The sequence below is a fragment of the Clostridium sp. CM037 genome, from assembly GCF_055081095.1.
The window spans coordinates 1,040,860-1,067,638 of sequence record NZ_CM143650.1 but is presented as its reverse complement, the minus strand read 5'-3'; the positions used below and the strand labels follow the sequence as shown (position 1 = coordinate 1,067,638).

Here is a 26,779-nt window from a genome sequence, read left to right as displayed (position 1 = left end):
ATTAATCTACTCCTCCACCGGAAGTTTTCCTACAACATTGTCTACAAACCAGTCCATATATAACATATCCTCGTAGTTTCCTATATCACCATCATTTATCCTAAGTTGACCTTTTGTATCGTGCACCGGACCAGTAAAAGTGTGGAATCTGTTTTCAATAATTAATTCGCGCATTATAACTACTAATTTTTGAGTTTGAATTGGTACATTATGTTTTGAATATATAATATCCACGAGTCCCGAGTCCATCCCCCACCAAAAACTTACTCGTTTAGATTCAGTACTAAAAATACCTTTAAAACTACCATTTACTATATTTCTAAGTATTTTCTCATAAAACTGTCCCCAATCCCATGTAATTAAAGCATAGTTCACTTCCGGTATCCATTTACTCTCTTTTTCACTATACTTTAGTGAATATAGTCCAAAATCTCTTGACCCCTTACCTAAAGCTGTTAGGTCATTTTGCATTATGAGATCTGCACTGAGCCTTTGAAGCCCTTGAATTAATTCCTTTGAATGATTGATATCCCCTGTTTCATTAAGCCAAGAAATCATAACTTTCGCATTCGGATTTACAGTTTTAACGCCTAATGCAAAAGCATTAATCCCCGTTATAACTTCTGTTTCATTATAAATATCTATATATCCTATAATATTTGATTTTGTAATAGCCCCGGCAATAAGCCCTAGTAAAAACCTTGGTTCATGAGAACGCCCAAAATAAGTACTTACATTTCTAAAAGCCTTTACGGGAGAGCAGTTAAAAAATTTAATATTGTCATACTTTAAAGCTGCCCTCAACGTTATATTAAGATAAGATGGACATGTAGTAAATATAATGTCATAATCTTCTTCACATAACTCCCTTAATCTTTCATAACTATCACCCTCAGTTTGAAAATTATCTATAACAAAAGTTTCTATTTCACCTTCTAATTCATTTTGTGCATACAGTCTTCCTAGATTATGAACATAACTCCAACCTGATGTATCAATAGTCTTTTCAAAAATAAAACCTACTCTTAATTTTTTATGTGGGCCTACTAAATTTGTAAATGACGTAATAACATTTTTCCTACGCACATCAAAAGGTTCCGTTTGGATTTCTACTGCATTGTTTCTTGAAAGTATTTTAAGTTCTCCTAAGAACTTACGAACCCTTGATCTTCTCTTTGTTTCTATGAATTCGTCTGAGATCCCATAAATTTTTATATATTTTAAAAACGCATCTCCAGTGGTAATATTTAATTTATCTCCACCTAATTCGTGAAAGGTATTTCTAAAAGGTGAATAAACATTTTTTAAAAAATGCTCGTATTTATTTGAAAATAAGTTAAGCTTCGGATTATATCCATCCAAATACTTCAAAAGCTCAGTAAAGCTACCCTCCCTGGAAAGCCAAATAGCATTTATCGCAGTCTCATTATTGAAGTTCAAAAATTCATAATATATTATGTTATTTAAATCATTCTCATCCTTTTTAGGAACTAGCCTAGTAACATCGCCCTCTATCGCATAGGCATCCACGTATTTTAATACACTTACACGCTTATTTCCCTCCATAACATAAAATTCATTCATATACTCATAAATTTTTACAGGGTCAATTATTCCATCTTTAATGTGATGAGCATAGACCGCTTGCCATTTCATAGAGAATTCGCTATCAATACTAGCTAGCGGAAGAAAGTTCGTTGCAAAATCCCTACTCCTTGTATAAAAATAAGATCCTATTATTTTTTTTAATGGAATGCTTTTTATTCCTAAAGGGACTTCCGCTACTATATCTATTTTTTTCAAAATATTATCTAAGGATAATATATGGCCAGAAGTCCCTCTTGATATGTCCATGTAGTATTTAACTTTAGCCAATTTGCTAGCCTTTTTATATTCTTCAACAGATGAAAAATTGATCATGCACTCACTCCTTAATTTTTTCAGCTATCCATGCCATTACCATAATGGCCCATTATGGTAAATATTCTTTTATCTATTATAATATACCAAAATATATTTAACAACATTTTGATAGATACTGATATGTTTAATAGATTATTAATAAATAACTCTATTAAACATGATATAATAATATTGTAAGATATCTAACAACCCAAAATATAAATCTTTAAAGGATGGTAAAGTATGAACATAGCATTTTTTCTTACACCTAAAAGTGAACTTGTTTATGAAAAACCAAGCTCTACAATGAGGCAAGCATTAGAACGGATGGAGTACCACAGATACACATCTGTGCCCTTAATAAATGAAACAGGTAATTATGTAGGTACTTTAACAGAAGGTGATTTATTATGGAAACTAAAGAATACTCCAAATTTAAGTTTTAATGATACAAATAAAATTTTAATTGAAGATATCCCAAGACATATCTCTAATAAAGCAGTATTAATTAGTGCAGATATAGAGAGCTTAATATCACTAGCGAAGGATCAAAACTTTGTCCCCGTTGTAGATGATAATGGTGTTTTTATAGGAATAATTAAAAGAAGTGATATAATAACTTATTGTTATAATTTATTATACGAACATAATGAATTGAAAGCTTTAATTTAATTAAAGCATAAGCATACTAGAATAAATATATAATTTAAATAAAACACCTATACTAGCTTAATATCTAGTATAGGTGTTTTACTTTTATAAATTACTAGCAGCCTTTTTATCTAAAATTATTGTTACATCATTATGAAGCTGTAGAATTGAAGCAGGTATATTAGGATTTATTTTACCTTTAACAGCTCTTTCTATAGCTTCAGCCTTATTTAAGCCGTTAGCAAGTAAAATAATTTTCTTAGAGTTCATTATTGTCTTTATTCCCATACTTATCGCTTTTACTGGTACATCCTTTCTTGATTTAAAAAACCTAGAATTAGCTTCTATTGTTTGTTCATTAAGATTAACTAAATGCGTTTCTGCCTCAAAGGTTACATCTGGTTCATTGAATCCAATATGCCCATTTCCACCTATACCAAGGATCTGCATATCTATGCCGCCAACTTCTTTTATTTTATTTTCATATCCTCTGCATGAAGCCTCAATATCCATTGCCATACCATCAGGCACATTAATATTTTTTCTATTTATATTTATACTATTAAATAAATTATTAATCATATAATTATAGTAGCTTTGAGGATCTTCTCTATTAATTCCATAATATTCGTCCAGGTTAAAAGTTCTGACCTCATTAAAATCTACTTCTTTTTTGTTATACAACGCAATTAATTCCTTATACATGCCAAGTGGAGTATCTCCAGTAGCTAGGCCCAATACACTATCAGGCTTTAACATAACTTGGCTTGCAATCATCAAAGCAGCTTTTTTACTCATTTCTTCATAACTATCTAAAACTAATATTCTCATATTCGCACCACCTTATAATAATACTCAAAATTTTACTTTTGAGTTTCGTAAACTATTTTGCCTTCTACTATTGTTAAAAATACATCTATATCATCATCAAAAACAACTATATCTGCATCGAATCCAGCCTCTAACCTGCCCTTTTTATTATCAATATTAATAACCTTTGCCGGAACATGCGATGCCATTGCCACTACCTCATAGATTTCTAAACCACTATGATTTAACATGTTTTTCACAGCCTTATTTAAGGTTAAAACACTACCTGCGAGTGTTCCATCCTGAAGTCTTGCAGCTCCATTTTCAACTGTTACCTTCTGTCCACCAAGCTCATAATTACCACTCTTCATACATCCAGCTCTCATAGAATCTGTTATAAGTACCATTTTATCTTTATGTTTGATATTTATGAGCATCTTAAAAATTGCTGGATGAACATGTATTAGATCCGCTATTAGCTCGCATGTTATATCATTTGTGAAAATTGCACCTACAATTCCTGGTTTTCTATGATTTAAGGGAGTCATAGCATTGAATGTATGAGTCGCATGTGTTATGCCATCCTCAATAGCACGTACAGCCTCTTCATAACTTGCATCTGAATGACCTACTGATAATGTAATTTTAGAATTACTTTTTACTTTTTTTATAAAACTATGATTTTCATCCTTTTCTGGCGCAAGGGTTATAATTTTAATAATATCTAAATAATCCTTTATAATATCATAATTGGGCTTTATAATATTATCCGCCTTCTGAGCCCCTTTGTACTTCTCATTTATGAAAGGTCCCTCCATATGTGCCCCTAGAATCTTTGCCCCTTCATTTTCTAATGACATTGCCTGTCTAATAGCATCTAACGCACTATATATACTAATCGAGTCCATAGTCATTGTAGTAGGTAGATAAGATGTTACTCCATTTTCAGCTATTGTAGTACTTATAACCCTCAATGCCGTAGCCGTTGCATCCATGGTATCATAGCCTCCGGAGCCGTGAATATGAATATCAATAAAGCCAGGTGATACATATTTACCCTTAGCATCTATCACTAGTATTTCTTCCTTATACTCTTTTTTATACTGAAGGAAGTTATCATTATTTATAATGTCTATAATTTTTGTATCGAAAATTATTACACTATCATAAATTATTCTATCTCTCATAATAAGTTTTCCATTAACTATAGCTTTAATATTAATCACCTCATCAAATATTTGAATATAATTATTATAATGTTGCTAATGCCTTAGCTACATTTCCCTTGCTCTTTTCCAAGGCTTCTTTTGCTTTTTTAAGGGTTACATCTTTTTTAATTTTAACAATACACACTTTAGGGTCATATTCGCAGATTTCTAGATTTTTATTCACTAGGGCATCATCCACACCTGTGGAAAGCTTTACTATTTCGCGTACACGTTGTTGTAACTTTTTATTAATAGGTCGTACATTAACCATCAAGTTAGTATAAGTTTTGCCAAGTTTTATCATTGCCACAGTGCTTAACATATTTAAAGCCATTTTTTGTGCAGTACCTGCTTTCATTCTAGTTGACCCTAGTATTACTTCTGATCCAACCTCTATAGCTATAGTAACTTCGCAAATATCTTTGATTTTGCCCTTTGAATTACATATAAGTGCTATAGTTTTGCAACCCATTCCTTTAGCGTATTCCATAGCGCGTACAACATAAGGGGTATTACCACTAGCTGTTACGCCGACTATTACATCTTTTTTATTTATATTTACCTTTTCTAAATCTAGAATTGCCAGTTCTGGATCATCCTCCGTATGTTCAAGCCATCCACTTATTGCCTCTTTTCCACCAGAGATAATTCCTTGAACCATAGAATCCGCGGTACCAAATGTAGGAGGACATTCTGATGCATCCATTACTCCTAATTTTCCACTTGTGCCACTACCAATATAAAAAAGCCTCCCACCATCTTCAAAGCTTTCAACTATTAGTTCCACAGCTTTCTCTATATTACTTAGCTCATTTTCAATAGCTATAGCTACTTTTTTATCCTCATCATTCACTTTCTTAAGAATTTCAAAGGTGTTCATTGTATCTAAATTAAATTTATTTTCATTATTTCCCTTCATAAAAAACCTCCTTATCTGTTCTTGGGGTGTATAACAATTCTGGATTGTTTTCCTATTATTTTAAGTTTATTTGATATTTATACTTATCACTTCTATATATGGCTTTGGTATATTCAATTGGAGTTTCATTTTCTAAATAGGTGGTTCGCCTAAATATTAGTGCCAAAGCATCATTTTCTTGGTTAAGAAGGTTACTTTCATATTGATTTAACATTGTAGGTTCAATTGTTTGTTTCGCTTTATCCGGATGATGACCATACTTTTGACGAAAAATTTCATATAGTGATTTATCTTCAATAATTTCTTTAGTCATTCCATTAAATAAAAAATATGGAAGCCACGCTGTTTCAATTGCTACTGGTTGCTGATCACTAAATCTCAGTCTTTTAATTTCAATAATTTTATTTTCATCTTCAGGCATTTTCAGTTCAAGCTTGCATTTCTTTGTTGCGTCTATTACCTTAAAAGATAATATTTTAGTTTTTGATACCACTCCATTTTCTTGCATTTGCTCAGTAAATCCTTTGAGCCGTGATATTTCACTATTAACCTTTGCAGTAGACACAAAAGTCCCTTTTCCCTGTTCTCTATAAATTAACCCCTCATTTACTAAGGACATAATAGCCTTATTTACGGTCATTCTGCTGACCCCTTGAATTTCACACAGTTCTCTTTCTGTTGGAATTGATTCCCCTGGCTTTAAAACTTCATTTTCTATCATTTCCTGTAATATTTCTTTTATTTGATAATGAAGTGGTATAGGGTTATCCTTCGAAATTTTTCTCAAATTTTTCCCTCCTTGATTAATAATATTTTTTGGTAAATTAGTGCACATATGCAATTTATATGTTGTTATATTGTTATGTTGTATATACCAATTATATTTCAAATTTGTTTTTTTTACAACCTATTTGAAACAACAAATTACAATTTAGTATTAATAGCTATCTGATTCGATTATAGAGTCCATAGAAAATAGTTTAGATTTATAATGCATATTCTCTTTTATTCCTCTATTGTAAACCTTTAACGATTTTTTTATCATGTATATCATGGTGTTAGATTTCTTAAATATTCTTAGTACTGAGTAATACTTAATAATATCTTTTCACCTATATTAATAAATATTACTGCATTTATCCCTATAATTTAATCATGTAACATGCCATGAAAACCACAGGGAGGATAAGAATTAATAATTTTTATCTAATCCAAAAACGAGGAGGTAATAAAATGTCTAAAAACAACAAATTTTCATCAAATCTTCAAAAACTTGGAAAAGCTATGATGACGCCAATTGCAGTTATGCCTGCAGCCGGATTACTATTAAGATTAGGGGCTCCAGATATATTTAATATTGCATGGATGTTCGCTGCCGGAAATGCTATTTTTGGCCATCTTCCTATGATTTTTGCAATTGGTATAGCTATAGGTCTTGCAGATGATAACAATGGAGTTGCAGGTCTTGCAGCTGCAGTTGGCTACTTTGTATTAACTGACGTTGCTGTCACTTTTAATTCTAAGATAGATATGGGTGTACTAGCAGGTATTATCGTTGGTATATTATCTGGTTACCTATACAACAAGTATAAGAGTATAAGGGTTCCAGATTTCTTAGGTTTCTTCGGTGGTAAACGTTTCGTTCCAATTATAACATCCTTTTACACTTTAATTATAGGTGTGGGCGCTGGCTATGTCTGGCCTCATATTCAAGATATTATTAATAATGCAGGTAATTCTATTGCTCACTCTGGCTCTATAGGCGCCTTCTTATATGGAGTCCTAAATAGATTGCTTATTCCCTTCGGATTACACCATGTTATGAACACACTTATTTGGGTACAGTTTGGTACCTTTACGGATGCTGCTGGCAAGGTCGTTACAGGAGACCTTACTAGATTTTTTGCACAAGACCCAACTGCTGGGACATTTATGACAGGCTTTTTCCCAATTATGATGTTTGGTCTTCCTGCTGCATGTCTTGCAATGATAGCTACAGCTAAAAAAGAAAATAGAAAAGCTGTAACTGGAATGCTTCTTGGTATTGCTTTTACTGCTTTCCTAACTGGTATTACAGAACCAATTGAATTCTTATTCATGTTCATTGCACCAGCACTATATTTAATGCATACTATATTAACGGGAGCAGCTTTTGCTTTAACCTCTGCTTTAGGCGTTAAATCTGGTTTCACTTTCTCTGCAGGTATACTTGACTATGTTCTAAGCTTTGGAATCGCAAGCAAGCCAATACTTTTAATAATAATAGGTTTAATATTCGGTGTTATTTATTTCTTTGTTTTCTTCTTCTCTATTAAGAAGTTCGATTTAAAGACTCCAGGTAGAGGAGATGATGAAACCTCTCCTGCACTCGCTAAACTAAATACTTCCGAGTTAGGTCTTAGAGCTATTAGTATCTTAGAAGCTATTGGAGGCAAATCAAATATAGAGACTATAGATGCTTGTATTACAAGAGTAAGATTAACTATTAAAAACAATGCTCTTATCAATGAAACTAGATTAAAAGATCTTGGTGCTACTGCTGTTATGAAGATCGGAAACAATAACTACCAGATTATTGTTGGTACCATTGCTGATCCACTAGTAACTCAAATGAAAATTGCTATGACCCGATAGTCCTTAATCACATAAAAAAGGTTAACAATAACTTTTCGTTCTTGTTAACCTTTTACTATTTTTAGCTATTAACCTTCATTGCTCTCATTGAATTTAACACTGCAATTAAAGCGACTCCTACATCACCAAAAACAGCTTCCCACATAGTTGAAATTCCGAAAACTGCCAATATTAAAATAACTGCTTTTACACTTAGTGCAAAGATAATATTTTGCATAACAATTGTTTTTGTTCTTTTAGCAATTTTTATAGCTTCAGCAATTTTTGATGGTTCATCTGTCATTATTACTATATCTGCCGCCTCTATTGCAGCATCAGAACCTACACCACCCATTGCAATCCCAATATCTGCTCTTGCTAGCACTGGTGCATCATTAATTCCATCTCCTACAAATACTATCTTCCCTTTAGGTGATTTTTCTTTTTGAAGCAATTCTAATTTTTCTACCTTCTCGTGTGGAAGAAGTTCTGAGTAAACTTCATCTACACCAAGTATTTTTCCAATACTCGTCGCTATATCTTTATTGTCACCAGTAAGCATTACTATTTTTTTAACACCCATAGATTTCAAATCGACTATTGCTTGAATAGAGTCTTCTTTTATCTCATCTGAAATTATAATACTACCTGCATATTTCTTGTCTATAGCTACATATATTATTGTGCCTACATTTCCAGCTTTATTATAGGAAATTTTCTCACTATCCATTAACTTTGAATTACCAGCTAACACATGTTTCCCTTTAACTTTAGCCCTAATACCTTTTCCAGCTATTTCTTCGACGCCTTCAATATCTTCACTACGTATATCTTTGCCATAAGCTTTTATTATAGATGTAGCAATAGGATGATTAGAATTGCTTTCTGCACATGCTGCATACTCTAATAATTCATCCCTACTTATCTCACCTTCTGTATGCATCTGCGTAACCACAAATACTCCTTTAGTTAGTGTTCCTGTCTTATCAAAAATTACTACTTCAACGCTATTTAATGCCTCCAAGTAATTTCCACCTTTAACCAAAATACCATTTTTAGATGCACCACCTATTCCTCCAAAAAATCCAAGTGGAATAGATATTACGAGTGCACAAGGGCAAGATACTACTAAAAATACCAATGCTTTATATATCCATTGTGAGAAAGTAGCACCAGGTATTAAAAGGGGTGGAAGTATTGCTAGTGCTGTTGCACTTATAACTACAATCGGTGTGTAATATCTTGCAAATTTAGTTATAAAATTTTCAGTTGGTGCTTTTTTGCTGCTAGCATTTTGCACTAAATCTAAAATTTTTGCAAGGGTTGATTCTCCAAATTCTTTCGCAACCTCTATAGTTAATAATCCATTTTTATTTATGCACCCTGCCAAAATTTCATCGCCGCTTTTAACTTCTCTTGGAACTGATTCACCAGTTAATGCAGCTGTATCTACTAATGATTTTCCTTCTATAACAATACCATCTAATGGTACTTTTTCTCCGGGCTTTACTATTATAATATCTCGAATGTGTACTTCTTCCGGATCTACTTTTACAATTTCATCTTTAATTTTTTTATTTGCATAATCTGGCCTTATATCCATAAGCGCAGATATAGATTTCCTTGATTTATTTACAGCGATATCTTGGAAAAATTCTCCTACTTGATAAAAAAGCATAACCCCAACGCCTTCTGAAAATTGTCCAATAGAAAATGCTCCTACTGTAGCGAGTGCCATTAAGAAATTCTCATCAAAGACTTCTCCCCTTAATATATTTTTCACTGCAACTATTAGGACGTCTCCACCAATTAATAAATAACTTATGAGGAATAATGCAAATTCGATCCAATAGTCTAATTTAAATATAACTGCTATGATGAAAATTACTACACCTACAGAGAAACGTATAATTTTGCTTTTATTATTTCCTTCTTCCTCGTGTGCATGGCTGTGATCATGACCGTGATCATGACCATGGTTATGACCCTTTTCCTCATGTTTAAATGTTTTTACTTGTTTTACTATAAATTTAACACCAGGTTCTATTCTTTTAACTATTTTTTTTGCATCATCTATAACACTTGTTATTTTTTCTTCACTTTGAAATTGAATTACTAAGCTTTTAGTGACAAAATTTATATTTGCATCTAATACTCCATCTATTTTTTTACATTGAGCTTCAATTTTGTTTGCACAATTAGCACAACCTAGACCTTCTAAAATGAATTCTCTCTTTATTATAGTCTCCATTTTCTCCCCCGCTTTCAAAGTTTTTTATCTTCTTTTATATTATGAATTTTTCTTTATGTAATAGAGTATTATCTAAGTTCCTTTATGTGTATAAGTCCTTGATCAAAAATTTGTTTAACATGCTGATCATCTAAAGAATAGTAGACAACCTTTCCCTCACGTCTATACTTAACAAGTCTAGCATTTTTAAGCACACGAAGTTGATGAGAAATAGCTGATTGAGTCATATTAAGAAGAGCAGCTATATCACAAACACACATTTCAGTTTCAAATAACACACAAAGAATTTTAATTCTCGTACCATCTCCAAAAACTTTGAAAAGCTCTGCTAAGTCATATAACGTTTCCTCACGTGGTATTGATTTTCTTACTTTTTCTACTACATCTTCATGTATATTAGAACATGTACAAACCTCTATATTTTTTCCCATTTATTTCACTCCCTTCATATGAACACATGAATCATTGTTCATATGTTCATTATATGTCACACATTTACACTTGTCAACATTCCTGGGAAATAATTGTGGATAGTTCATTAGTTTAATAAAACTTGTAATCAAAAAAATTAAAACTCCAATCACGTATTTATTAATGATTGGAGTTTTTAATTATTAATTATTAATAGTGCTTATGTTCTTGATAATCTCAGAAATAATATCGATTCTTTTAAACGGTGTCATAAGATAGTATCCATCTACATAAGGGTAGATTTCTTCTGCAATTTCAGTAGATATTTTAATTGCAAGAATCCTAGCTTCTTCTTTTGAAATATCCTTGTATAGTTCCATAATTTCCTCAGAAACACTTATTCCAGAAATTTCATTATTCATAAAGCAAGCATTCTTATAGCTTACAATCGGAATAATTCCACCTAATATCTTAGCAGGTAATTCACTACGTGCCTGTTTTAAATTTTCTACAGCCTGCTTTGTTAAAATTGGCTGTGTTAAAAACATAGTTACTCCACTTTCAATTTTCTTTTTTGCGTGTAATAGTTGGCTACTAAAATTAATAGCATTTACATTTAAAGCACCACAAATGTTAAAAGGTGATGAAAATGTTATATCATTTAAATTAGTTATATAGTTAGCAAGTATTGCAGAATTAAAACTAAACATCCCCTTAACCTCGTCACGCTGGGCTGAGGGTATAGGGTCTCCTGTTACCACTAAAACGTTGTTTACCCCCTCAATACTTAAGCCTAGAAGTAATGCCTTTGTAGCATTAATATTTCTATCGCGACATGTCATATGTGGAATAGTTGTGATGTCCAGTTCTCTTTTCAACTTACAAGCGAGTAGACTACTATCTACCCTTACTCTTGCAATAGGACAATCTGCGATGGTTATTGCATCAACGCCATTCTCTTTAAGACTCTTAGCACTATTCATAAAAAATTCAATTCCTGTATCAAGTGGTGGGTCTAATTCTACCGCAATAATTTTTTTCCCTATTCTGATTTTTTCCAGGAGAAGGTTTTTAACGATTAATTTCTCAATTTTAACTTTTCCAGTTTTACTCGGAACAATTTCGCGTGTTGATAAACCTTTTATTTTTGCAACAGTTTCCCTTATAAACTCTGGAGTTGTACCGCAACAACCACCTACAATAGCCACACCTTGCTTTGCTATTTCTAGCATTTGCACAGCAAAATATTCTTTAGTATTATTAAAAAATGTACGATTATTTATTATTGTTGGATACCCCGAGTTTGGCATAACAGAAATAGTTTTATTTTCTATATTAAGAGTTTTAATATATTGAAGCAAGTGATATGGCCCAGAAAAGCAGTTGAATCCACAGGCATCAATAGTTGGTATTTGCGAAACTTTCTCTATAAATTTCTCACCATTTATTCCATGTCTCGTAAACCCTTCTGGCGAAACCGCAAGTTCCATCAAAATATATGTATTTGGATTTTTTTCCTTAATATACTTGGAAATCTCAGCAAGATATTCATCACTGCTAAAAGTTTCAAATATAAAATATGTTGCACCGAGATCTAAAAACAAATCTACTATTTCTTTGTATGCCTCCCATAAATCCATCATTTCTAAAAATGGTATTGGCCCAATATCAGCAAAAACTAAAACCTCAGTACCCTTTGTGGCTTCCCTTGCTATCTCATAACCTTTTACAATAACCTCTTTAACTGTATCAAAATCACTTTCAAGGCTAATTTTATTTGCTCCAAATGTATTGGTTTTAATTGCCTTGCAACCAGCATTTATATATTCCTTATGTATATTTAGTATGGTATTTTTATCATAAATATTTGCAAGTTCACATTTGGATAATGGATTTTCACAAACACTTGCGTAATATGTCCCCATTGCGCCATCAAAAATTAATGGTTTTTCTTTAATATTCATAAATTCCCCCACTGAAGTTTTCTATTTATTATAGTATAGAACTCTCACTTATATAAGTTGGATACTTTCCTTCTGAAATGTCGTTAAAACCATTTGCGTGTTTCATCTAACATTTTAAAATTAGTTAAATCATAATGAAGTGGAGTTACAGTAACATACCCCTCTTTAAAATATATTGTGTCGGAATCCTCCTCATGAATATCTATTACCTCACCCTTAATTTCATATTGAGTTTCATTATTTTCTCCAATAGTTTCTATATAACGGTTGTTATACGATCTACTTCCAATTTTACATACTTTAATTCCTTTTATTTCATTCTCCTTTAGCATAGGAATATCCACATTTAATACAATATCATTCTTAATGTTATTCTCAATAGCCTTAAGCAATATCTTTCCAGCATATTTAGCTGCCATTTCATAATTTTCAATATTTCGCTTAATTTCCATAGAAACCGCCATCGCCGGTATTTTATAAATAGCCGCTTCTATAGCTGCAGAAACTGTACCGGAATATAAGACATCTGTACCTAAATTTAATCCTTTGTTAATTCCGGATACTACCATATCTATTTTGCCATCAATTTTACTATCAATGAGCTTATTAATTGCTATTTTTACACAATCTGCTGGTGTTCCATCTACGCTAAAAGCCTTTGATTTTAACCCTTCAATTTTTGTTTCTCTAACAATAAGTGGCCTTGTAAGGGTTATGGAATGTCCGCAAGCGCTTTTTTCATTATATGGTGCTACAATAATTACTTCATGATTTTTTTCGAGTTCTTTAGCTAAAGCATATAACCCCTTTGCATTTATACCATCATCGTTTGTAAGCAATAATCTCATTTTCATTTCTCCTCCTATAATTAACTAAATTAGATAATAATTTTTAATTATCTATATTATAGCAAAATATGGCGCAACAGGATACAACACGTCCAAATATAATGGCAATTTCCCAAAATTTTGAAATAGTATGCTGTAATTTATAAATAAAAAAATTCAAGGGACTAATTAAAATTACTCCCTTGAATCTTTTTATTACTTTTATCTCTTTTTAGTAGGTACCATATGAATAGCTTCACCTTTTAACCCTAATACTGCTTCCTCAAAAGCTTCAGACAGTGTTGGATGAGCATGTATCATGCTAGCGATGTTTGAAACATTCATATTATTATTTATAGCCATAGCCCCTTCATGAATTAAATCCGATGCATGAGGTCCCATTATATGCACTCCAATGATTGTATCCTCAAGCGTTGCTATAACCTTTACTAATCCTTCTCCTTCACCCAGTGCTAATGCCTTGCCATTAGCTCCAAATAAAAACTTACTTGTTTTATACTCCATTCCCTTTTCTTTGGCTTCGTTTTCTGTTATGCCTACGCAAGCTATCTCTGGAAATGCAAAAATACAACTTGGTATTATTTCACTAGAATAAGGAGCAATATAACCCATAATTCTCTCAACCACTTTTTTACCTTGATGCGTTGCTGCATGAGCAAGCATACTTATTCCATTCACATCACCAATAGCATAAATACCTGGAATGTTAGTTTCATAATTTTCATCTACCACAATAGCTCTTCTATTAAGCGATATACCCAAATTCTCAATATTAAGCCCTTCAGTCATAGGCGTTCTACCAACGGATACCAATACATTATCTGCCGTAAACACAATTTCTCCTTTTTTCCCATCAGCAGTTACAATTAGCTGTTCATTAGATTTTTCAATACTAATTACCTTTGTGTTGATATTCATATCTATACCTTTTCTTTTAAGTGAAACACTCAATCTCTTTGTTAAATCAGTATCCACTTGAGCAAGAATACTTGGCAAGAACTCTATAACAGTTACCTTTGATCCTAATGAATTAAATATACCTGCAAACTCCACACCTATAACACCGCCGCCTATAATTGCTAATTTATTAGGCACTTCTTTAAATTCTAATATATTTTCACTAGTAAATACTCCTGGTAGATCTATACCCGGTATATCAGGTATTAATGGAATAGACCCAGTTGCTATAATTATATTTTTCGTTGTTATTTCTCTTAATTCTCCATTCTTAAGAGAGATAGAAACTGTATTTTTATCTTTCAAACAAGCTGTCCCTAAAATTACATCTATATTATTTGACTTTAATAATTGTTCTACCCCGTTCACTAGCTGATTAACTATTTTGTCTTTTCTATTTTGAATTTCTTCTACGCTAAAACTATAACTATCAACCACTATTCCAAATTCATTAATATTCTTTAAAGTATTTAAAATTTCAGCATTTCTATATAGCGCCTTTGTAGGAATGCATCCTCTATTTAAACATGTTCCACCAAGCTCACCTTTTTCTACAATACAAACCTTAGCACCCAGCTGAGCTGCGCGAATAGCAGCAACATATCCCCCAGGACCTCCCCCAATTATAACTATATCCTTCTCCATCACTGCTCCTCCTCCTATAAATCAGTATAACTTCGGGATATCTTAACGACATTTCAGAAGGAAAGTCTCCCACTTCTATAAGTGGGGTTACTTGCCCCAACAAATAGAAAACTTCAGCGGGAGTATAAATCTCCTTCTGAAGTCGTTAATACATCTTCTACGAAGATGTTACAGCTCCGCAGGAGATGATTTAACTATCCCGAAGTTATATTATTTAGTATATTTTAAAACTGGATATCTAGCAGCTCGAACTTCATCAAGCCTTCTAACAAGAGTATCATATGGAGCATCCTTTAGTAGCTGTGGATTTTCTATTGCTTCTTTTGAAATATTTATCATAGCTTCAATAAAATCATCCATAGTTTCAAGACTTTCTGTTTCCGTAGGCTCTATCATAATTGCATTATCTACAATTGTTGGAAAATATATTGTAGGCGGATGATATCCATAATCTAGAAGTCTCTTTGCAATATCTAATGTAGTTACCTCACTTGGTCCCTGCTTTAAACCTCCTAAAACAAATTCATGCTTGCAAACTCTATCAATTGGTAAATAATAATAGTTCTTTAGTTTGCTTTTCATATAATTTGCATTAAGCACTGCCATTTCACTTGCCTTCTTTAGTCCCTCAGCGCCCATTGAAAGTATATAAGAATATGCTTTAACAAGTACTCCGAAGTTCCCATAGAAACTCTTTACCTTTCCAATAGATAGTGGTTCATCATAATTAAGAACAAATTTTTCTTCAATTTTTTCTATTATTGGGACAGGCAAATATTGTATAAGTTCTTTTTTAACTCCTACTGGTCCGCTTCCCGGTCCACCACCACCATGTGGGGTAGAAAATGTTTTATGAAGGTTCATATGAACAACGTCAAATCCCATATCTCCTGGTCTTGCTATACCCATAATGGCATTTAAATTTGCTCCATCATAATATACAAGTCCACCAGCTTCATGTACTAGATTTGTTATTTCTTTAATATTCTCATCAAATAAACCTAAGGTGTTTGGATTTGTTAGCATTAATCCCGCTATTTCATCGTTTAATACAGATTTCAAACTATCTAGGTCTACACTACCTTTTTCATTAGATTTAACTTCTACAATTTCAAAGCCTGCCACACTTGCACTGGCTGGGTTAGTTCCGTGAGCTGAATCTGGAACTATAATCTTTTTTCTTTTAAAATCCCCTTTATTTTCATGGAAAGCTTTTATAATCATAAGTCCAGTAAGCTCTCCATGGGCCCCTGCTGCAGGTTGAAGTGAAACCTGATCCATTCCGGATATCTCAGTTAATTTTTCACTAAGTTCATACATTAATTGTAAGGAACCTTGTACCGTTTTTTCACTTTGATATGGATGGATCTGAGTAAATGAGGTCATAGACGCCATATCTTCGTTAATTTTTGGATTATATTTCATAGTACACGAACCTAAAGGATAAAAGCCAGTATCTACCCCGTAATTCTTATTAGACAATAGAGTGAAATGTCTTATAACATCTACTTCACTTACTTCCGGAAGGGATATGTCTTTTTTGTTTAGCAAATGCTCAGGTATAATTTCGCTAATATCGATACTCTCTACATCACAACAAGGTAACGTATATCCTCGTCTTCCTTCTTTTGAGATTTCAAATATTAATTTATTATACTGTTTCATTTTATCCCCTCCATTGCAGTTATTAGCTCACAAATTTCTGGTTTTGTTCTTTTTTCTGTTACACAGAATAGTAGAGCATTTTTATGGTCAGGGTAATTTTTCTCTATATCATATCCACCAATTATATTATTTTCTAATAATTTATCGTTAATAATACTAGCCCTTTCCTGTCCCTGAATTACAAATTCCTTAAAGAAAGGTTTATTAAATACTGGCTTGTATTTTTCTAATTTAATTATTTCATTAAAAGCATAGTGCGCCTTTTGAGTGCTTTGATATGCCACTTCTTTTAATCCCTGTTTTCCCATAGTTGTAAGATAAATTGCAGCAGTTAATGCATTTAAAGCTTGATTTGAACATATATTAGAAGTTGCTTTTTCGCGTCTTATATGTTGTTCCCTAGCTTGAAGCGTTAATACAAAGGATCTTTTCCCATCTACGTCGATGGTCTGACCTACAATCCTTCCTGGCATTTTTCTCATAAGTTTTTTCGTCGTTGCCATGAATCCCAAATAAGGTCCTCCAAAGTTCATTGCATTTCCAAGTGATTGGCCTTCTCCTACCACAATATCTGCTCCTATTTCTCCTGGAGTTTTTAATATGGCAAGAGATATAGGATCTACACTCATTATTAGAATAGCTTTATTATCATGAGTAATTTTTTCAACCGACCTCATATCTTCAATTATTCCAAAGAAATTAGGGTTTTGAACTATAACTCCTGCCACACTGCTATCTACAAGTTCTTTTAATTTTAGAGTATCAGTAACTCCTTCCTTCTCATCTACTTCTATTAGTTCTAATCCCTTAAATTTTGCATAGGTATGAATGACTTTTCTAATTTCTGGATGTACTGTTTTAGATACAATTATAGATTTTCTTTTTGTATGCTCAGCAGCCATAAAAGCAGCTTCAGCACAACTCGTAGCACCATCATACATAGATGCATTCGCAACGTCTAGTCCGGTCAAATTGCATATCAATGTTTGATATTCAAAAATAGCTTGAAGAGTACCTTGGCTTATCTCTGGTTGATAAGGTGTATATGATGTATAAAATTCTGATCTTGAAACTATATGCTTTATTATAGAAGGTATATAATGATCGTAAACTCCAGCTCCTAAAAAACAAACTAACTCTTCAGCGCTTTTATTTTTATCACAAAGTGATTTTACGTGTTTTTGCACTTCCAGTTCTGACATGGGTGAATTTATATTTAGATTTCTATTTAATTTAAGGTCCTCTGGTATATCTTTAAACAATTCCTGTACAGACCCCGCACCCACACTTTTTAACATTACCTTTTCATCTTCTAAAGTATTAGGTATATAAGGAAACATCTTATTTCTCCTTACTGCAATATTCATTATATTGCTCTTCGTTCATAAGTTCTTTTAATTCTTCCTTATTTGTAATTTCTATAAGAAACATCCAATTTTCATAGCAGTCTTCGTTTACTAATACTGGGTTATCTACTACAGCATCATTTACCTCTAAAATCTTTCCACTAAATGGAATATACATATCAGAAGCTGCTTTAACAGACTCAATGACCCCAAAAACATCCCCACTAGTAATTTCTGCATCTACCTCTGGTAGCTCAACAAAAACAATATCTCCTAAAGCATGTTGTGCATAATCAGAAATTCCAACGTATGCCTTATTACCTTTAATTTTTATCCATTCATGATCTTTACTATAAAATAATTCCTTTAATGTTTTCATTTAAAATCCCCCTAAATTTTATTTGTTATAATTTTTCTTATAGAATTTTTTACTTATTACCTCAGCTTTTAATGCTTTACCTCTAATCCCAATTTCAATTTCTGTACCTAATTCTGAGTATTTAGAATCTATTAAAGCAAGACCTATATTTTTCTTTAATGTAGGCGAGAAATATCCCGTTGTTACCATTCCGATTTTTTCTCCGCGTGCAGTAACTTCATAACCATGTCTTGGAATTCCTCTATCCTTCATTTCAAAGCCTACTGATTTCCTCTTAAGACCTTGTTCTTTTTGCTTTAGAAGAGCTTCTTTTCCTATAAATCCAGTTTTCTTAAGCTTCACAAAAAATCCAAGTCCTGCTTCAAGCGGTGTAATATCTTGAGATAATTCGTTTCCATATAAAGGGAGACAAGCTTCGAATCTTAAAGTGTCTCTGCAGCCGAGGCCTGTGGGTTTAAGTCCTTCTTCCTCACCTATATTAAGTAGTTTATGCCATAATTTTTCTATTTCCTCTGGGGAAGTATATATTTCAAACCCATCCTCACCTGTATATCCTGTTCTTGAAATAAGACATTTTACACCATCTACAAGAATATCTCGTTTACAATAGAAAAATTTAATTTTATCTAAATCTAGATCAGTTATTTTTTGAAGTATCTTTTGTGCCTTTGGTCCTTGAATCGCAACCTCTGCTACTTCATTTGAAATATTAGTGAGTTCCATGTCATAGGAGCCCTTATTGTCAATCATCCATTGAAAATCTTTATCTATGTTCCCTGCATTTATAACAAGATAAAAATGTTCCTTACCAAATTTATATACTAAAAGGTCATCAACTACTCCTCCATTTTCATAGCACATAAAAGTATATAGTATTTGATTATCTTCAAGTACTGCTATATCATTTGTAACTAAATTTTGTACAAATTCAAAGGCCTCGGCTCCTTTTACTTCTACTTCTCCCATGTGTGACACATCGAAAAGTCCGGCAGCAGACCTTACAGCTTCATGTTCAGAAATTATCCCTTCAAACTGTATTGGCATTTGCCACCCAGCAAAATCAACTATTTTTCCACCATATTCTTTATAAGCACTGTATAACGGCGTTTTCTTTAAATTTTCCAACATACTTCCCTCCCCATTTTTTGTAAAATATATGCATTTAAATATAAAAAAAATGATTGTTTTTTATTCTCTTTCATGTTTCATTATAATGTCTTTTGGTATATAATTCAATTAAATATATATATTGGTTTATAATTTTAGATCAAAGTTAATACAAGGAGGAAATATTATGATTTATATAAATAACACAAATACAAGTCCCTATTTTAACTTAGCATCGGAAGAATATTTGCTAAAAAAATTTAAAGAGGACTGTTTTATGCTCTGGAGGGATGATCCTTGTATCATCGTCGGAAAAAACCAAAATACCTTATCAGAAATTAACCTAGACTATATAAAACCAAATAATATTCCTGTGGTAAGGAGATTATCTGGTGGAGGCACTGTTTTTCACGATTTAGGCAATTTGAATTTCACTTTTATCAAAAATAGTAGCGAAGAAAATTTTAATAATTTCAGAAAATTTACCTTGCCAATTTTAAATGTTTTAAACTCACTTAACATAAATGCAGAATTTAGTGGAAGAAATGATCTAACCATTGAAGGTAAAAAATTCTCAGGCAATGCACAATATAATTACAAAAACAGAGTTCTTCATCATGGCACCTTGCTTTTTTCATCAAATATTTCGGATTTATCAAAAGCATTACAAGCTAAACCTTTAAAATTTCAAGACAAGAGTATTAAATCCGTATTAAGCAGGGTAACTAATATAAGCTCGCACTTAACACAGCCTCTATCTATCATGGAATTTAAAGAGTTAATTATGAACTATATTATTACTGAAAATAACTCAGATTATTTGTATGAATTTACTCCATATGATCTAAATAATATAAATAAGCTTGCCACCGAAAAATATTCTACTTGGGAATGGAATTTTGGACATTCACCAAAATATAATTTCACAAATGAAAAGAAATTTTCATTTGGAACCGTTGAATGTAATATGGAAGTACAACATGGAATAATAAAAGATATTACGATATATGGTGATTTCTTTAGCAAACTTGATATCTCAGACATAGATGCTGCCCTTATAGGCGTAAATCATGTGTATTCTGATGTAAAAAAAGCGCTTTCAGCCTTTAATATATCTGATTATTTTTCAAATGCAAATATAGAAGATATTTTAAGTTGTATGTTTTAAAAAATTCTTCTTGACTATATTTGAATTTGCTAATAAAATATAAAGAAATAATAAAATTTACATTTGGGATTATAATTATTTAAAATATTTTTATTGGAGCAACTTAGATTATTATCTAATGAAACTTTCAGATAAGAGGACATGTAGTAAAAATGCAGTGCTTTTGCCGCTTTTTTACTTCATGTCTTTATATATTTTAGCGGCATTTCAGCTCCGCAGGAGATGATTTGACCCACTTAAATGAGTTTTCTATTATTTTAAGACTAACAAAAGAGAGGATGATTTATTCTGGAAGCATCAAAAGAATTAAATTCTATCAATAATTCACCAAAAACACTAAAGAAAGAAATCGGCTTACTAGAATCCATTACCCTAGTTATAGGTATGGTTATAGGTTCAGGGATTTTCTTTAAACCTTCTATTGTATTTAAAAATGCAGGATCTCCAACCATGGGAATACTTGCTTGGGTCGCCGGTGGCATTATAACTATGGCTTCTGGTCTTACTATAGCTGAAATAGCAGCAGCTATTCCAAAAACTGGTGGTATATTTATATATCTTAAAGAACTTTATGGAGAAAAATGGGCATTTTTATTTGGTTGGGTACAGACGGTTATTTATGTACCCGGTGCCGCTGCAGCACTCGCAATAGTTTTAGCAACTCAAGCTACTAATTTCGTACCTATGAGTCCAATCCAGCAAAAACTATTTGCAATATTAATGATATTTGTTATCACCACTGCAAACGTGTTATCAACAAAACTTGCTAGTAAAATTCAGTTCATTGCAACTGTTGCAAAACTAATCCCAATTTTTATTATTATTGCTTTAGGCCTTATAAAAGGAACAGCTCACAGTTTTTCCTTGCCACTAGGGACTACTGCAGCCGGAGCTGGTTTTGGAGCTGCTATGCTTGGAACACTTTGGGCTTATGATGGCTGGGTAGGCGTAGGTAATATAGCAGGAGAACTTAAAAATCCTAAAAAAGACATACCAAAGTCCATAATTTTAGGGCTAATCGTCATTATAACAGTGTATGTTTTATTTAATTTAGCAATTATAAACATAATTCCTATAACAGCTGTTATTAGTTCTAATAAAGTGGCTTCCGATGTTGCAACAGTTTTATTTGGAAAATTTGGTTCATTATTTATAACTGCTGGTATATTAATTTCAATCTTTGGAACATTAAATGGTTACCTAATGACAGGAGTTAGAATACCTTTTGCCATGGCTCGAGATAAACTTTTACCTTTTGATAAGTTCCTCGGAAAAGTTAATCAAAAATATCAAACTCCATTAAACGCTTTTATTTTCGAGGCAGTACTCGCCTCTTTATATGTATTTAGCGGTTCTTTTGATACCTTAACTGATCTTGTTATATTTGTTTTATGGATTTTCTTCACAATGGCAGTAGCTGGTATCTTTATATTAAGAACAAAACATAAAGATTTAGAGAGACCTTATAAAGTACCCTTCTACCCAATAGTTCCACTCATCGGAATTACTGGAGGTATATATATCCTAGTAAGTACGCTTTTAACTGATACTTCAAAAGCACTTATAGGACTTGCAATAACCTTAATTGGATTGCCTGTATATTGGTATATTACTAAAAAGAAACAACACTAATCTGTATTAAATGACTATATAAAATATTAAAGGCACATGGAATTCCATGTGCCTTTAATATTTTCACATTATTTATTTGTTATTTTTTGTTTACCGGCGAAGTGAAGACCTCATCATCTTTAAATGCGTCAGCCATATAACTTAAACCCTTACCCATATTGGGCCCTATATCTTTATTCTCTTCTTTTTGTTCGCTTAATTTCTTTTTTTCATTCAACTCATAACAAGTATTACACACATATTTATCTGAAATAAACTTACCTAAGGAAAAACCAATTTCTACCCCACAAATAGCACATTTTTTTGACATATAAAATCGCCTCCTCACTATTATATCCTTATTTTATAAATTATACATCCATATACAATAAATTACAACTACGTACTAAATATTAATTTTTAGACAGTCGAGTCGTTTTCTTCTTTTATTTCAACTGCTTTTTTAAATATTTCTGCTAAAGCTAAATTGCTTTTAGATTTACAATTGAGTATTTGATGTAGTGTTCTGTATAATTAAGTTTATAAATAAATTATTGCATCGTAATTTCTTACAACTGTGTATTAAATATTAATATATTTAATCCTGCAATACCTACAATTTCTAAGTAATTCAAATTTTTAATATTTATTTTTTATCATTCTTAATTACAGCTTGTGCCACAATTACATCTTGTCCGTTAAATGTACATGAAGGAGATTCATATAATGTATAACCTTCATCAAGTAATTCAGAAATTCTTTTACAAAAGTTCGCATCATCTTTTCCGGTAATCAATCTATATCTAAGCTTTTTCTCCATTTTAAATACCACCTTGTATTATTCTTTCTATTGTATTCTCTATACTTTCTACAATACCAAATCTGCCATTAAATATATTAAAATTATAATGCTCATACAAATCCTTTGCTAATATATTTCCATTATTATATGTTGTATTTGTTTTCTCTGGTATAATCACCTTAAACTCATACTCAAATGCAACTTTACAAGCAGTATCAATGCAATACTCTGTTTGCATACCTGTAATAATTAACTGATTTATACCTTTATTGTCTAAATATTTTTTTAAATTTGTTTCTTTAAAAGCAGAATTATAATTTTTATTTATTACTTCTTCATTTATATTTGGACTTATTTCTCCATAGATCTTCCATCCTTCTGAATTGGGTTCTAATTCACCACCAACTTTATCATTATGTTGAATATAAATTACCTCTACATTGGTTTCTCTACATGTCTTAATTAATTTTTTAATATTACTTATAACTTCTTCTACTGCAAACGGCTTTGCTAATACTAATGCATTTTGAACATCTACAACTAAGAGTGCTATTTTCCCCATTTCTCTATTTCCCCCTATAAATTTAATTTTAAGTTCCTTATATTATACCATTATGGCTCATTAACCCTTTCAAGCCATTCATTAACTAATGAATTAAATACTTCTCCCTGTTCTATCTGCAAATTATGCCCTGCTTTATCCAGCACAGCAAAAGTTGATCTTGGATAGTTGTCCAAAATACTCCAAGCATCTTTATAACCTACGCTTGAATCTTGACGACCTACTAGTATAAGAGTTGGCTTATTAAACTTCTCATCCGACCTATCTACATCAAACGAAAACGCATACCCATTCTGTTGAAGATTGAATAAAAAATTATTATCTGCCAATTTTAGACCAGATAAAATTTCATCTCTATATCTAGCCCAAACTTCTTCACTTTGTATTACTTGTATAGAAGAAAAACCTTCCGCATCGGATGGTTCAAGTTGTGATAATAACTCATCATCTCTTTTCAAAATAATATGTGATGGAATATTGCGTTTCTTAAAATCCATAGTAATAGAAGGACATAACAGGAATAGACCATCTACTCTATCTTTTATTTTATGTACTATTCCTCGAGCTAAATATCCACCATAGGATTCACCTGCAAGTGAAAAGTTTTCATTTGGAATAATTTTTTCAATGAAATCAATTACAATATTCAGCATTACATCTGAATTTATAATCCACTTCTCCCCTTTGGTTTTTCCCATCCCTGGTAAGTCAATATATATCCTTTTGTATCCACCCCTATTATTAAATAAAGGCTCCATACATCCCATCATTAATCTATGGTCTACGTGAGACCCATGTATGATAATAATTGGTTTTCCACTACCTATCGCTTCATAATTTATAGATATATTTTCTATATTACATTCCATTCTTTTTTCTCCTCTCATCTGCTACGTAATTTCTTACGATAGTACATCAATTTTGTATTTAGGATTAATATACTCTTTATGAGAGATTCGAATTACTATAACTATAGGGTATACTAATTTCTTATACTTTTACCATTGTATTTCTAATCCTACGCCTACTTCTTTCACAGGCAAAACCTTATGTATTTCTGCACGAACAGCAAATGAAGTACAATGACAAGGATATAACTCCCTTATATTGTTCTGTTTCAGATAATCAATAGTCCTACTAACTTGCTCAGATACTTCAAATAAATGAAATCCACCTATAATACCTAATACTCTATTATCCTTACATACTTTTTTTGCATATTCTACTATATTACAAATTCCACTATGAGAACATCCAGTAATGATATAAATACCTTTTTCACTTTGATATACAAGTGCTGTATCATCCATTACATAATCATCAACAAAAGTTTCGTCAACATTTTGTTTACCAATAGACTTCCTTTTTTCAAAGTTGTTTACCTGCGGTATTTCACCTAAGAAAGTTATATGTTTACTAACTTTCTTAGATCCTTTTGAAAGAACTAAATCACACTTTTCCTTCAGTTCTTCTTTTAAAATAGGAGAACATATTTTAAAATTTTTTATTATTTTTTCTTTAAATGCATCTGGATGAGCAAAAATAGATATTCTATTTTTATAGTTTTGTTCAAAATAATATTTCAATCCTCTTGTGTGGTCATCATGACCATGGGAAATAATAATAGAATCTATACTTTGTAAATCTACACCTAATGCATTTGCGTTTGTTATAAATAAATTAGAATATCCTACATCCAATAATATCCGAACCTCTTCATCTTCAATATAATATGAAACTGCAGGTTCACCACAGTAATATCGGTCAATATATGTATTGTTATCTACTAAAACTTTTAATTTCACCTTTTTACCTCCTTATCCTATTAAAAATAATGGCTATTTTTTTATCAGTTCATTTTCGAAATAATACAATATGAAATGTTTTTCTTTGTTTCAATAACTTGAAACACATTTAATCCATTACGTAAAGTTGCTTCTTCTAATTCTTTAGGTGTATATTTTAAAAAACCATATTGTGTATATTTTATATTATCTAACCACTGTTTTGAATAAATAACATTAATAAAAATTCCATTTGGTTTTAACACTCGCTTAATTTCCGATAAACTTTCATCTAAATTTTCCCAAAAGTAAACAGTGTTAACTGTATAAATTTTATCAAAAAAAGAATTTTCAAAAGTAATATCCATTACATTACCTTTTGTTAGATGTACTTTTCCTCGTTTTATTAATTCACTATTGCGTTTACAACCAGTCTTTAACATGTCATCAGAAATTTCAATACCATAAAAATCCCCTTCATTTTTCTTTGCCAACTGTTTAATAAGATACCCGTTTCCAAACCCAATATCCAATACTCTATCTTTTTGAGAACAATTCAAATTATCCATAACAGTCTTGTATTGCATTTGATTCATCCTATTCATAATAAATGTAGATATAATTCCACCAATGCCAGTTGGTTTTCCAAATTGTTCAGCAACATATTTTGTTATATTTATCAATTCCACCCCCATACTACTAATCTTTACTACACATTATTCTTATAATATCCATTGTTTTTTACAACCTTTCAATCCTTTAGAACCACTTAACTTTATAAATAGTTGACTATTATCTATCTTTTAAATCGATTGCCTGTATTTGAATAAATTATTTTAAATATTAGTGCAACAAAAAATAACATTAGTCCAATATTAAATAGTACTTTCATTGCAAACACAACACTTAAAACAAAAAGTATTATGCAAAAATCAATCATAAACATGAATTTCCCCGTGTATTTACACAAGGAAACAACATTATACTCTTCTTTTTCTTTTTTTGACATTGTATTAAATCCTGCAATCTTTGCCTCTACTACGTCATAAAGATGTTCAAAATAAGATCTAAATAATAAGTATTGGATTTCTCTGAAAGCGACTTGCAATAAGAAATGCAGAAACATTGAAATTTCATTTAGAATTTCTTAACAAAATTTTACGTTTCAAGCTCTTA

General features: G+C 31.6%; 25 protein-coding genes. 4 read left to right on the top strand and 21 right to left on the bottom strand.

The genetic code is table 11. The features are described 5' to 3' along the window. Positions 1-6: 6 nt before the first annotated feature. Entirely contained in the window at positions 7-1,920 is a 1,914-nt protein-coding gene (locus ACWJKP_RS04985; RefSeq protein ID WP_165411674.1) for a BMP family ABC transporter substrate-binding protein, read from the bottom strand. 225 nt (positions 1,921-2,145) lie between these two features. Between ACWJKP_RS04985 and ACWJKP_RS04980 the strand changes: the two genes are divergently transcribed. Beyond that, positions 2,146-2,574 carry a CBS domain-containing protein gene (locus ACWJKP_RS04980; RefSeq protein WP_165411673.1) on the top strand — a complete coding sequence of 143 codons (429 nt, stop codon included), beginning with the start codon at positions 2,146-2,148 and terminating at the stop codon, positions 2,572-2,574. Between the two features lie 84 nt (positions 2,575-2,658). Here ACWJKP_RS04980 and nagB read toward each other — a convergent pair whose 3' ends face one another. From nagB to ACWJKP_RS04960, 4 genes are read right to left on the bottom strand one after another with little or no spacing between them, the layout of a single operon-like run. Next, positions 2,659-3,384, bottom strand: a complete 726-nt coding sequence (gene nagB / locus ACWJKP_RS04975; protein ID WP_165411672.1) for a glucosamine-6-phosphate deaminase — start codon at positions 3,382-3,384, stop codon at positions 2,659-2,661. Between the two features lie 32 nt (positions 3,385-3,416). Continuing rightward, positions 3,417-4,580 (bottom strand): N-acetylglucosamine-6-phosphate deacetylase, encoded by a 1,164-nt coding sequence (gene nagA, locus ACWJKP_RS04970; protein ID WP_165411737.1) that lies wholly within the window; start codon positions 4,578-4,580, stop codon positions 3,417-3,419. A 34-nt stretch (positions 4,581-4,614) separates the two neighbouring features. Next, a complete protein-coding gene (gene murQ / locus ACWJKP_RS04965; protein ID WP_318038350.1) occupies positions 4,615-5,505 on the bottom strand; it encodes an N-acetylmuramic acid 6-phosphate etherase in 891 nt (296 codons plus the stop codon). A gap of 40 nt (positions 5,506-5,545) precedes the next feature. Then, positions 5,546-6,325, bottom strand: a complete 780-nt coding sequence (locus tag ACWJKP_RS04960; RefSeq protein ID WP_187351394.1) for a GntR family transcriptional regulator — start codon at positions 6,323-6,325, stop codon at positions 5,546-5,548. A 398-nt stretch (positions 6,326-6,723) separates the two neighbouring features. Between ACWJKP_RS04960 and nagE the strand changes: the two genes are divergently transcribed. Continuing rightward, positions 6,724-8,124: an N-acetylglucosamine-specific PTS transporter subunit IIBC gene (nagE, locus tag ACWJKP_RS04955; protein ID WP_165411669.1), complete on the top strand. Its 1,401-nt coding sequence runs from the start codon at positions 6,724-6,726 to the stop codon at positions 8,122-8,124. Positions 8,125-8,185: 61 nt separating this feature from the next. Here the strand turns inward: nagE and ACWJKP_RS04950 are convergent, their stop codons facing one another. The 9 genes from ACWJKP_RS04950 to gcvT all read right to left on the bottom strand — a co-directional run bounded on the left by ACWJKP_RS04950 (position 8,186) and on the right by gcvT (position 19,694). Then, positions 8,186-10,354: a heavy metal translocating P-type ATPase gene (locus tag ACWJKP_RS04950; protein ID WP_165411668.1), complete on the bottom strand. Its 2,169-nt coding sequence runs from the start codon at positions 10,352-10,354 to the stop codon at positions 8,186-8,188. A 68-nt stretch (positions 10,355-10,422) separates the two neighbouring features. Next, positions 10,423-10,785 (bottom strand): ArsR/SmtB family transcription factor, encoded by a 363-nt coding sequence (locus ACWJKP_RS04945; protein ID WP_165411667.1) that lies wholly within the window; start codon positions 10,783-10,785, stop codon positions 10,423-10,425. Positions 10,786-10,968: 183 nt separating this feature from the next. Next, positions 10,969-12,729, bottom strand: a complete 1,761-nt coding sequence (locus ACWJKP_RS04940) for a bifunctional homocysteine S-methyltransferase/methylenetetrahydrofolate reductase (RefSeq protein WP_165411666.1) — start codon at positions 12,727-12,729, stop codon at positions 10,969-10,971. An 83-nt stretch (positions 12,730-12,812) separates the two neighbouring features. Continuing rightward, on the bottom strand, positions 12,813-13,577 hold the full coding sequence (surE, locus tag ACWJKP_RS04935; protein WP_165411736.1) for a 5'/3'-nucleotidase SurE: 765 nt from the start codon (positions 13,575-13,577) through the stop codon (positions 12,813-12,815). A gap of 201 nt (positions 13,578-13,778) precedes the next feature. Further along, on the bottom strand, positions 13,779-15,179 hold the full coding sequence (gene lpdA / locus ACWJKP_RS04930) for a dihydrolipoyl dehydrogenase (RefSeq protein ID WP_165411665.1): 1,401 nt from the start codon (positions 15,177-15,179) through the stop codon (positions 13,779-13,781). Positions 15,180-15,389: 210 nt separating this feature from the next. After that, on the bottom strand, positions 15,390-16,844 hold the full coding sequence (gene gcvPB / locus ACWJKP_RS04925; RefSeq protein WP_165411664.1) for an aminomethyl-transferring glycine dehydrogenase subunit GcvPB: 1,455 nt from the start codon (positions 16,842-16,844) through the stop codon (positions 15,390-15,392). After that, on the bottom strand, positions 16,841-18,184 hold the full coding sequence (gene gcvPA / locus ACWJKP_RS04920) for an aminomethyl-transferring glycine dehydrogenase subunit GcvPA (RefSeq protein ID WP_165411663.1): 1,344 nt from the start codon (positions 18,182-18,184) through the stop codon (positions 16,841-16,843). The genes gcvPB and gcvPA overlap by 4 nt, the downstream gene beginning before the upstream one ends. A gap of 1 nt (position 18,185) precedes the next feature. Continuing rightward, positions 18,186-18,569, bottom strand: coding sequence for a glycine cleavage system protein GcvH (gcvH, locus tag ACWJKP_RS04915; protein WP_165411662.1), 384 nt, complete (start codon positions 18,567-18,569; stop codon positions 18,186-18,188). A gap of 18 nt (positions 18,570-18,587) precedes the next feature. Then, positions 18,588-19,694 (bottom strand): glycine cleavage system aminomethyltransferase GcvT, encoded by a 1,107-nt coding sequence (gene gcvT / locus ACWJKP_RS04910; protein ID WP_165411735.1) that lies wholly within the window; start codon positions 19,692-19,694, stop codon positions 18,588-18,590. Positions 19,695-19,863: 169 nt separating this feature from the next. Between gcvT and ACWJKP_RS04905 the strand changes: the two genes are divergently transcribed. Both ACWJKP_RS04905 and ACWJKP_RS04900 read left to right on the top strand, forming a co-directional pair. Beyond that, positions 19,864-20,844, top strand: a complete 981-nt coding sequence (locus tag ACWJKP_RS04905; RefSeq protein ID WP_165411661.1) for a lipoate--protein ligase — start codon at positions 19,864-19,866, stop codon at positions 20,842-20,844. Between the two features lie 288 nt (positions 20,845-21,132). Further along, positions 21,133-22,476 (top strand): APC family permease, encoded by a 1,344-nt coding sequence (locus ACWJKP_RS04900; RefSeq protein WP_165411734.1) that lies wholly within the window; start codon positions 21,133-21,135, stop codon positions 22,474-22,476. A 79-nt stretch (positions 22,477-22,555) separates the two neighbouring features. On the opposite strand, the gene ACWJKP_RS04895 is transcribed toward ACWJKP_RS04900, so the two are convergent. From ACWJKP_RS04895 to ACWJKP_RS04865, 7 genes are all read right to left on the bottom strand, one after another. Next, positions 22,556-22,786, bottom strand: a complete 231-nt coding sequence (locus ACWJKP_RS04895) for a hypothetical protein (protein WP_165411660.1) — start codon at positions 22,784-22,786, stop codon at positions 22,556-22,558. Positions 22,787-23,101: 315 nt separating this feature from the next. Further along, the gene (locus tag ACWJKP_RS04890; protein ID WP_165411659.1) at positions 23,102-23,275 is read right to left on the bottom strand and encodes a DUF1737 domain-containing protein; all 174 of its coding nucleotides are present in this window, start codon (positions 23,273-23,275) and stop codon (positions 23,102-23,104) included. A 1-nt stretch (position 23,276) separates the two neighbouring features. Next, entirely contained in the window at positions 23,277-23,819 is a 543-nt protein-coding gene (locus ACWJKP_RS04885; protein WP_165411658.1) for a cysteine hydrolase family protein, read from the bottom strand. A 50-nt stretch (positions 23,820-23,869) separates the two neighbouring features. Then, positions 23,870-24,688 carry an alpha/beta fold hydrolase gene (locus ACWJKP_RS04880; RefSeq protein ID WP_165411657.1) on the bottom strand — a complete coding sequence of 273 codons (819 nt, stop codon included), beginning with the start codon at positions 24,686-24,688 and terminating at the stop codon, positions 23,870-23,872. A gap of 129 nt (positions 24,689-24,817) precedes the next feature. Further along, positions 24,818-25,624: an MBL fold metallo-hydrolase gene (locus ACWJKP_RS04875; protein WP_165411656.1), complete on the bottom strand. Its 807-nt coding sequence runs from the start codon at positions 25,622-25,624 to the stop codon at positions 24,818-24,820. A 44-nt stretch (positions 25,625-25,668) separates the two neighbouring features. Then, the gene (locus ACWJKP_RS04870) at positions 25,669-26,286 is read right to left on the bottom strand and encodes a class I SAM-dependent methyltransferase (protein WP_165411655.1); all 618 of its coding nucleotides are present in this window, start codon (positions 26,284-26,286) and stop codon (positions 25,669-25,671) included. Positions 26,287-26,399: 113 nt separating this feature from the next. After that, positions 26,400-26,729: a DUF3784 domain-containing protein gene (locus ACWJKP_RS04865; protein WP_165411654.1), complete on the bottom strand. Its 330-nt coding sequence runs from the start codon at positions 26,727-26,729 to the stop codon at positions 26,400-26,402. Between the last annotated feature and the right edge of the window lie 50 nt (positions 26,730-26,779).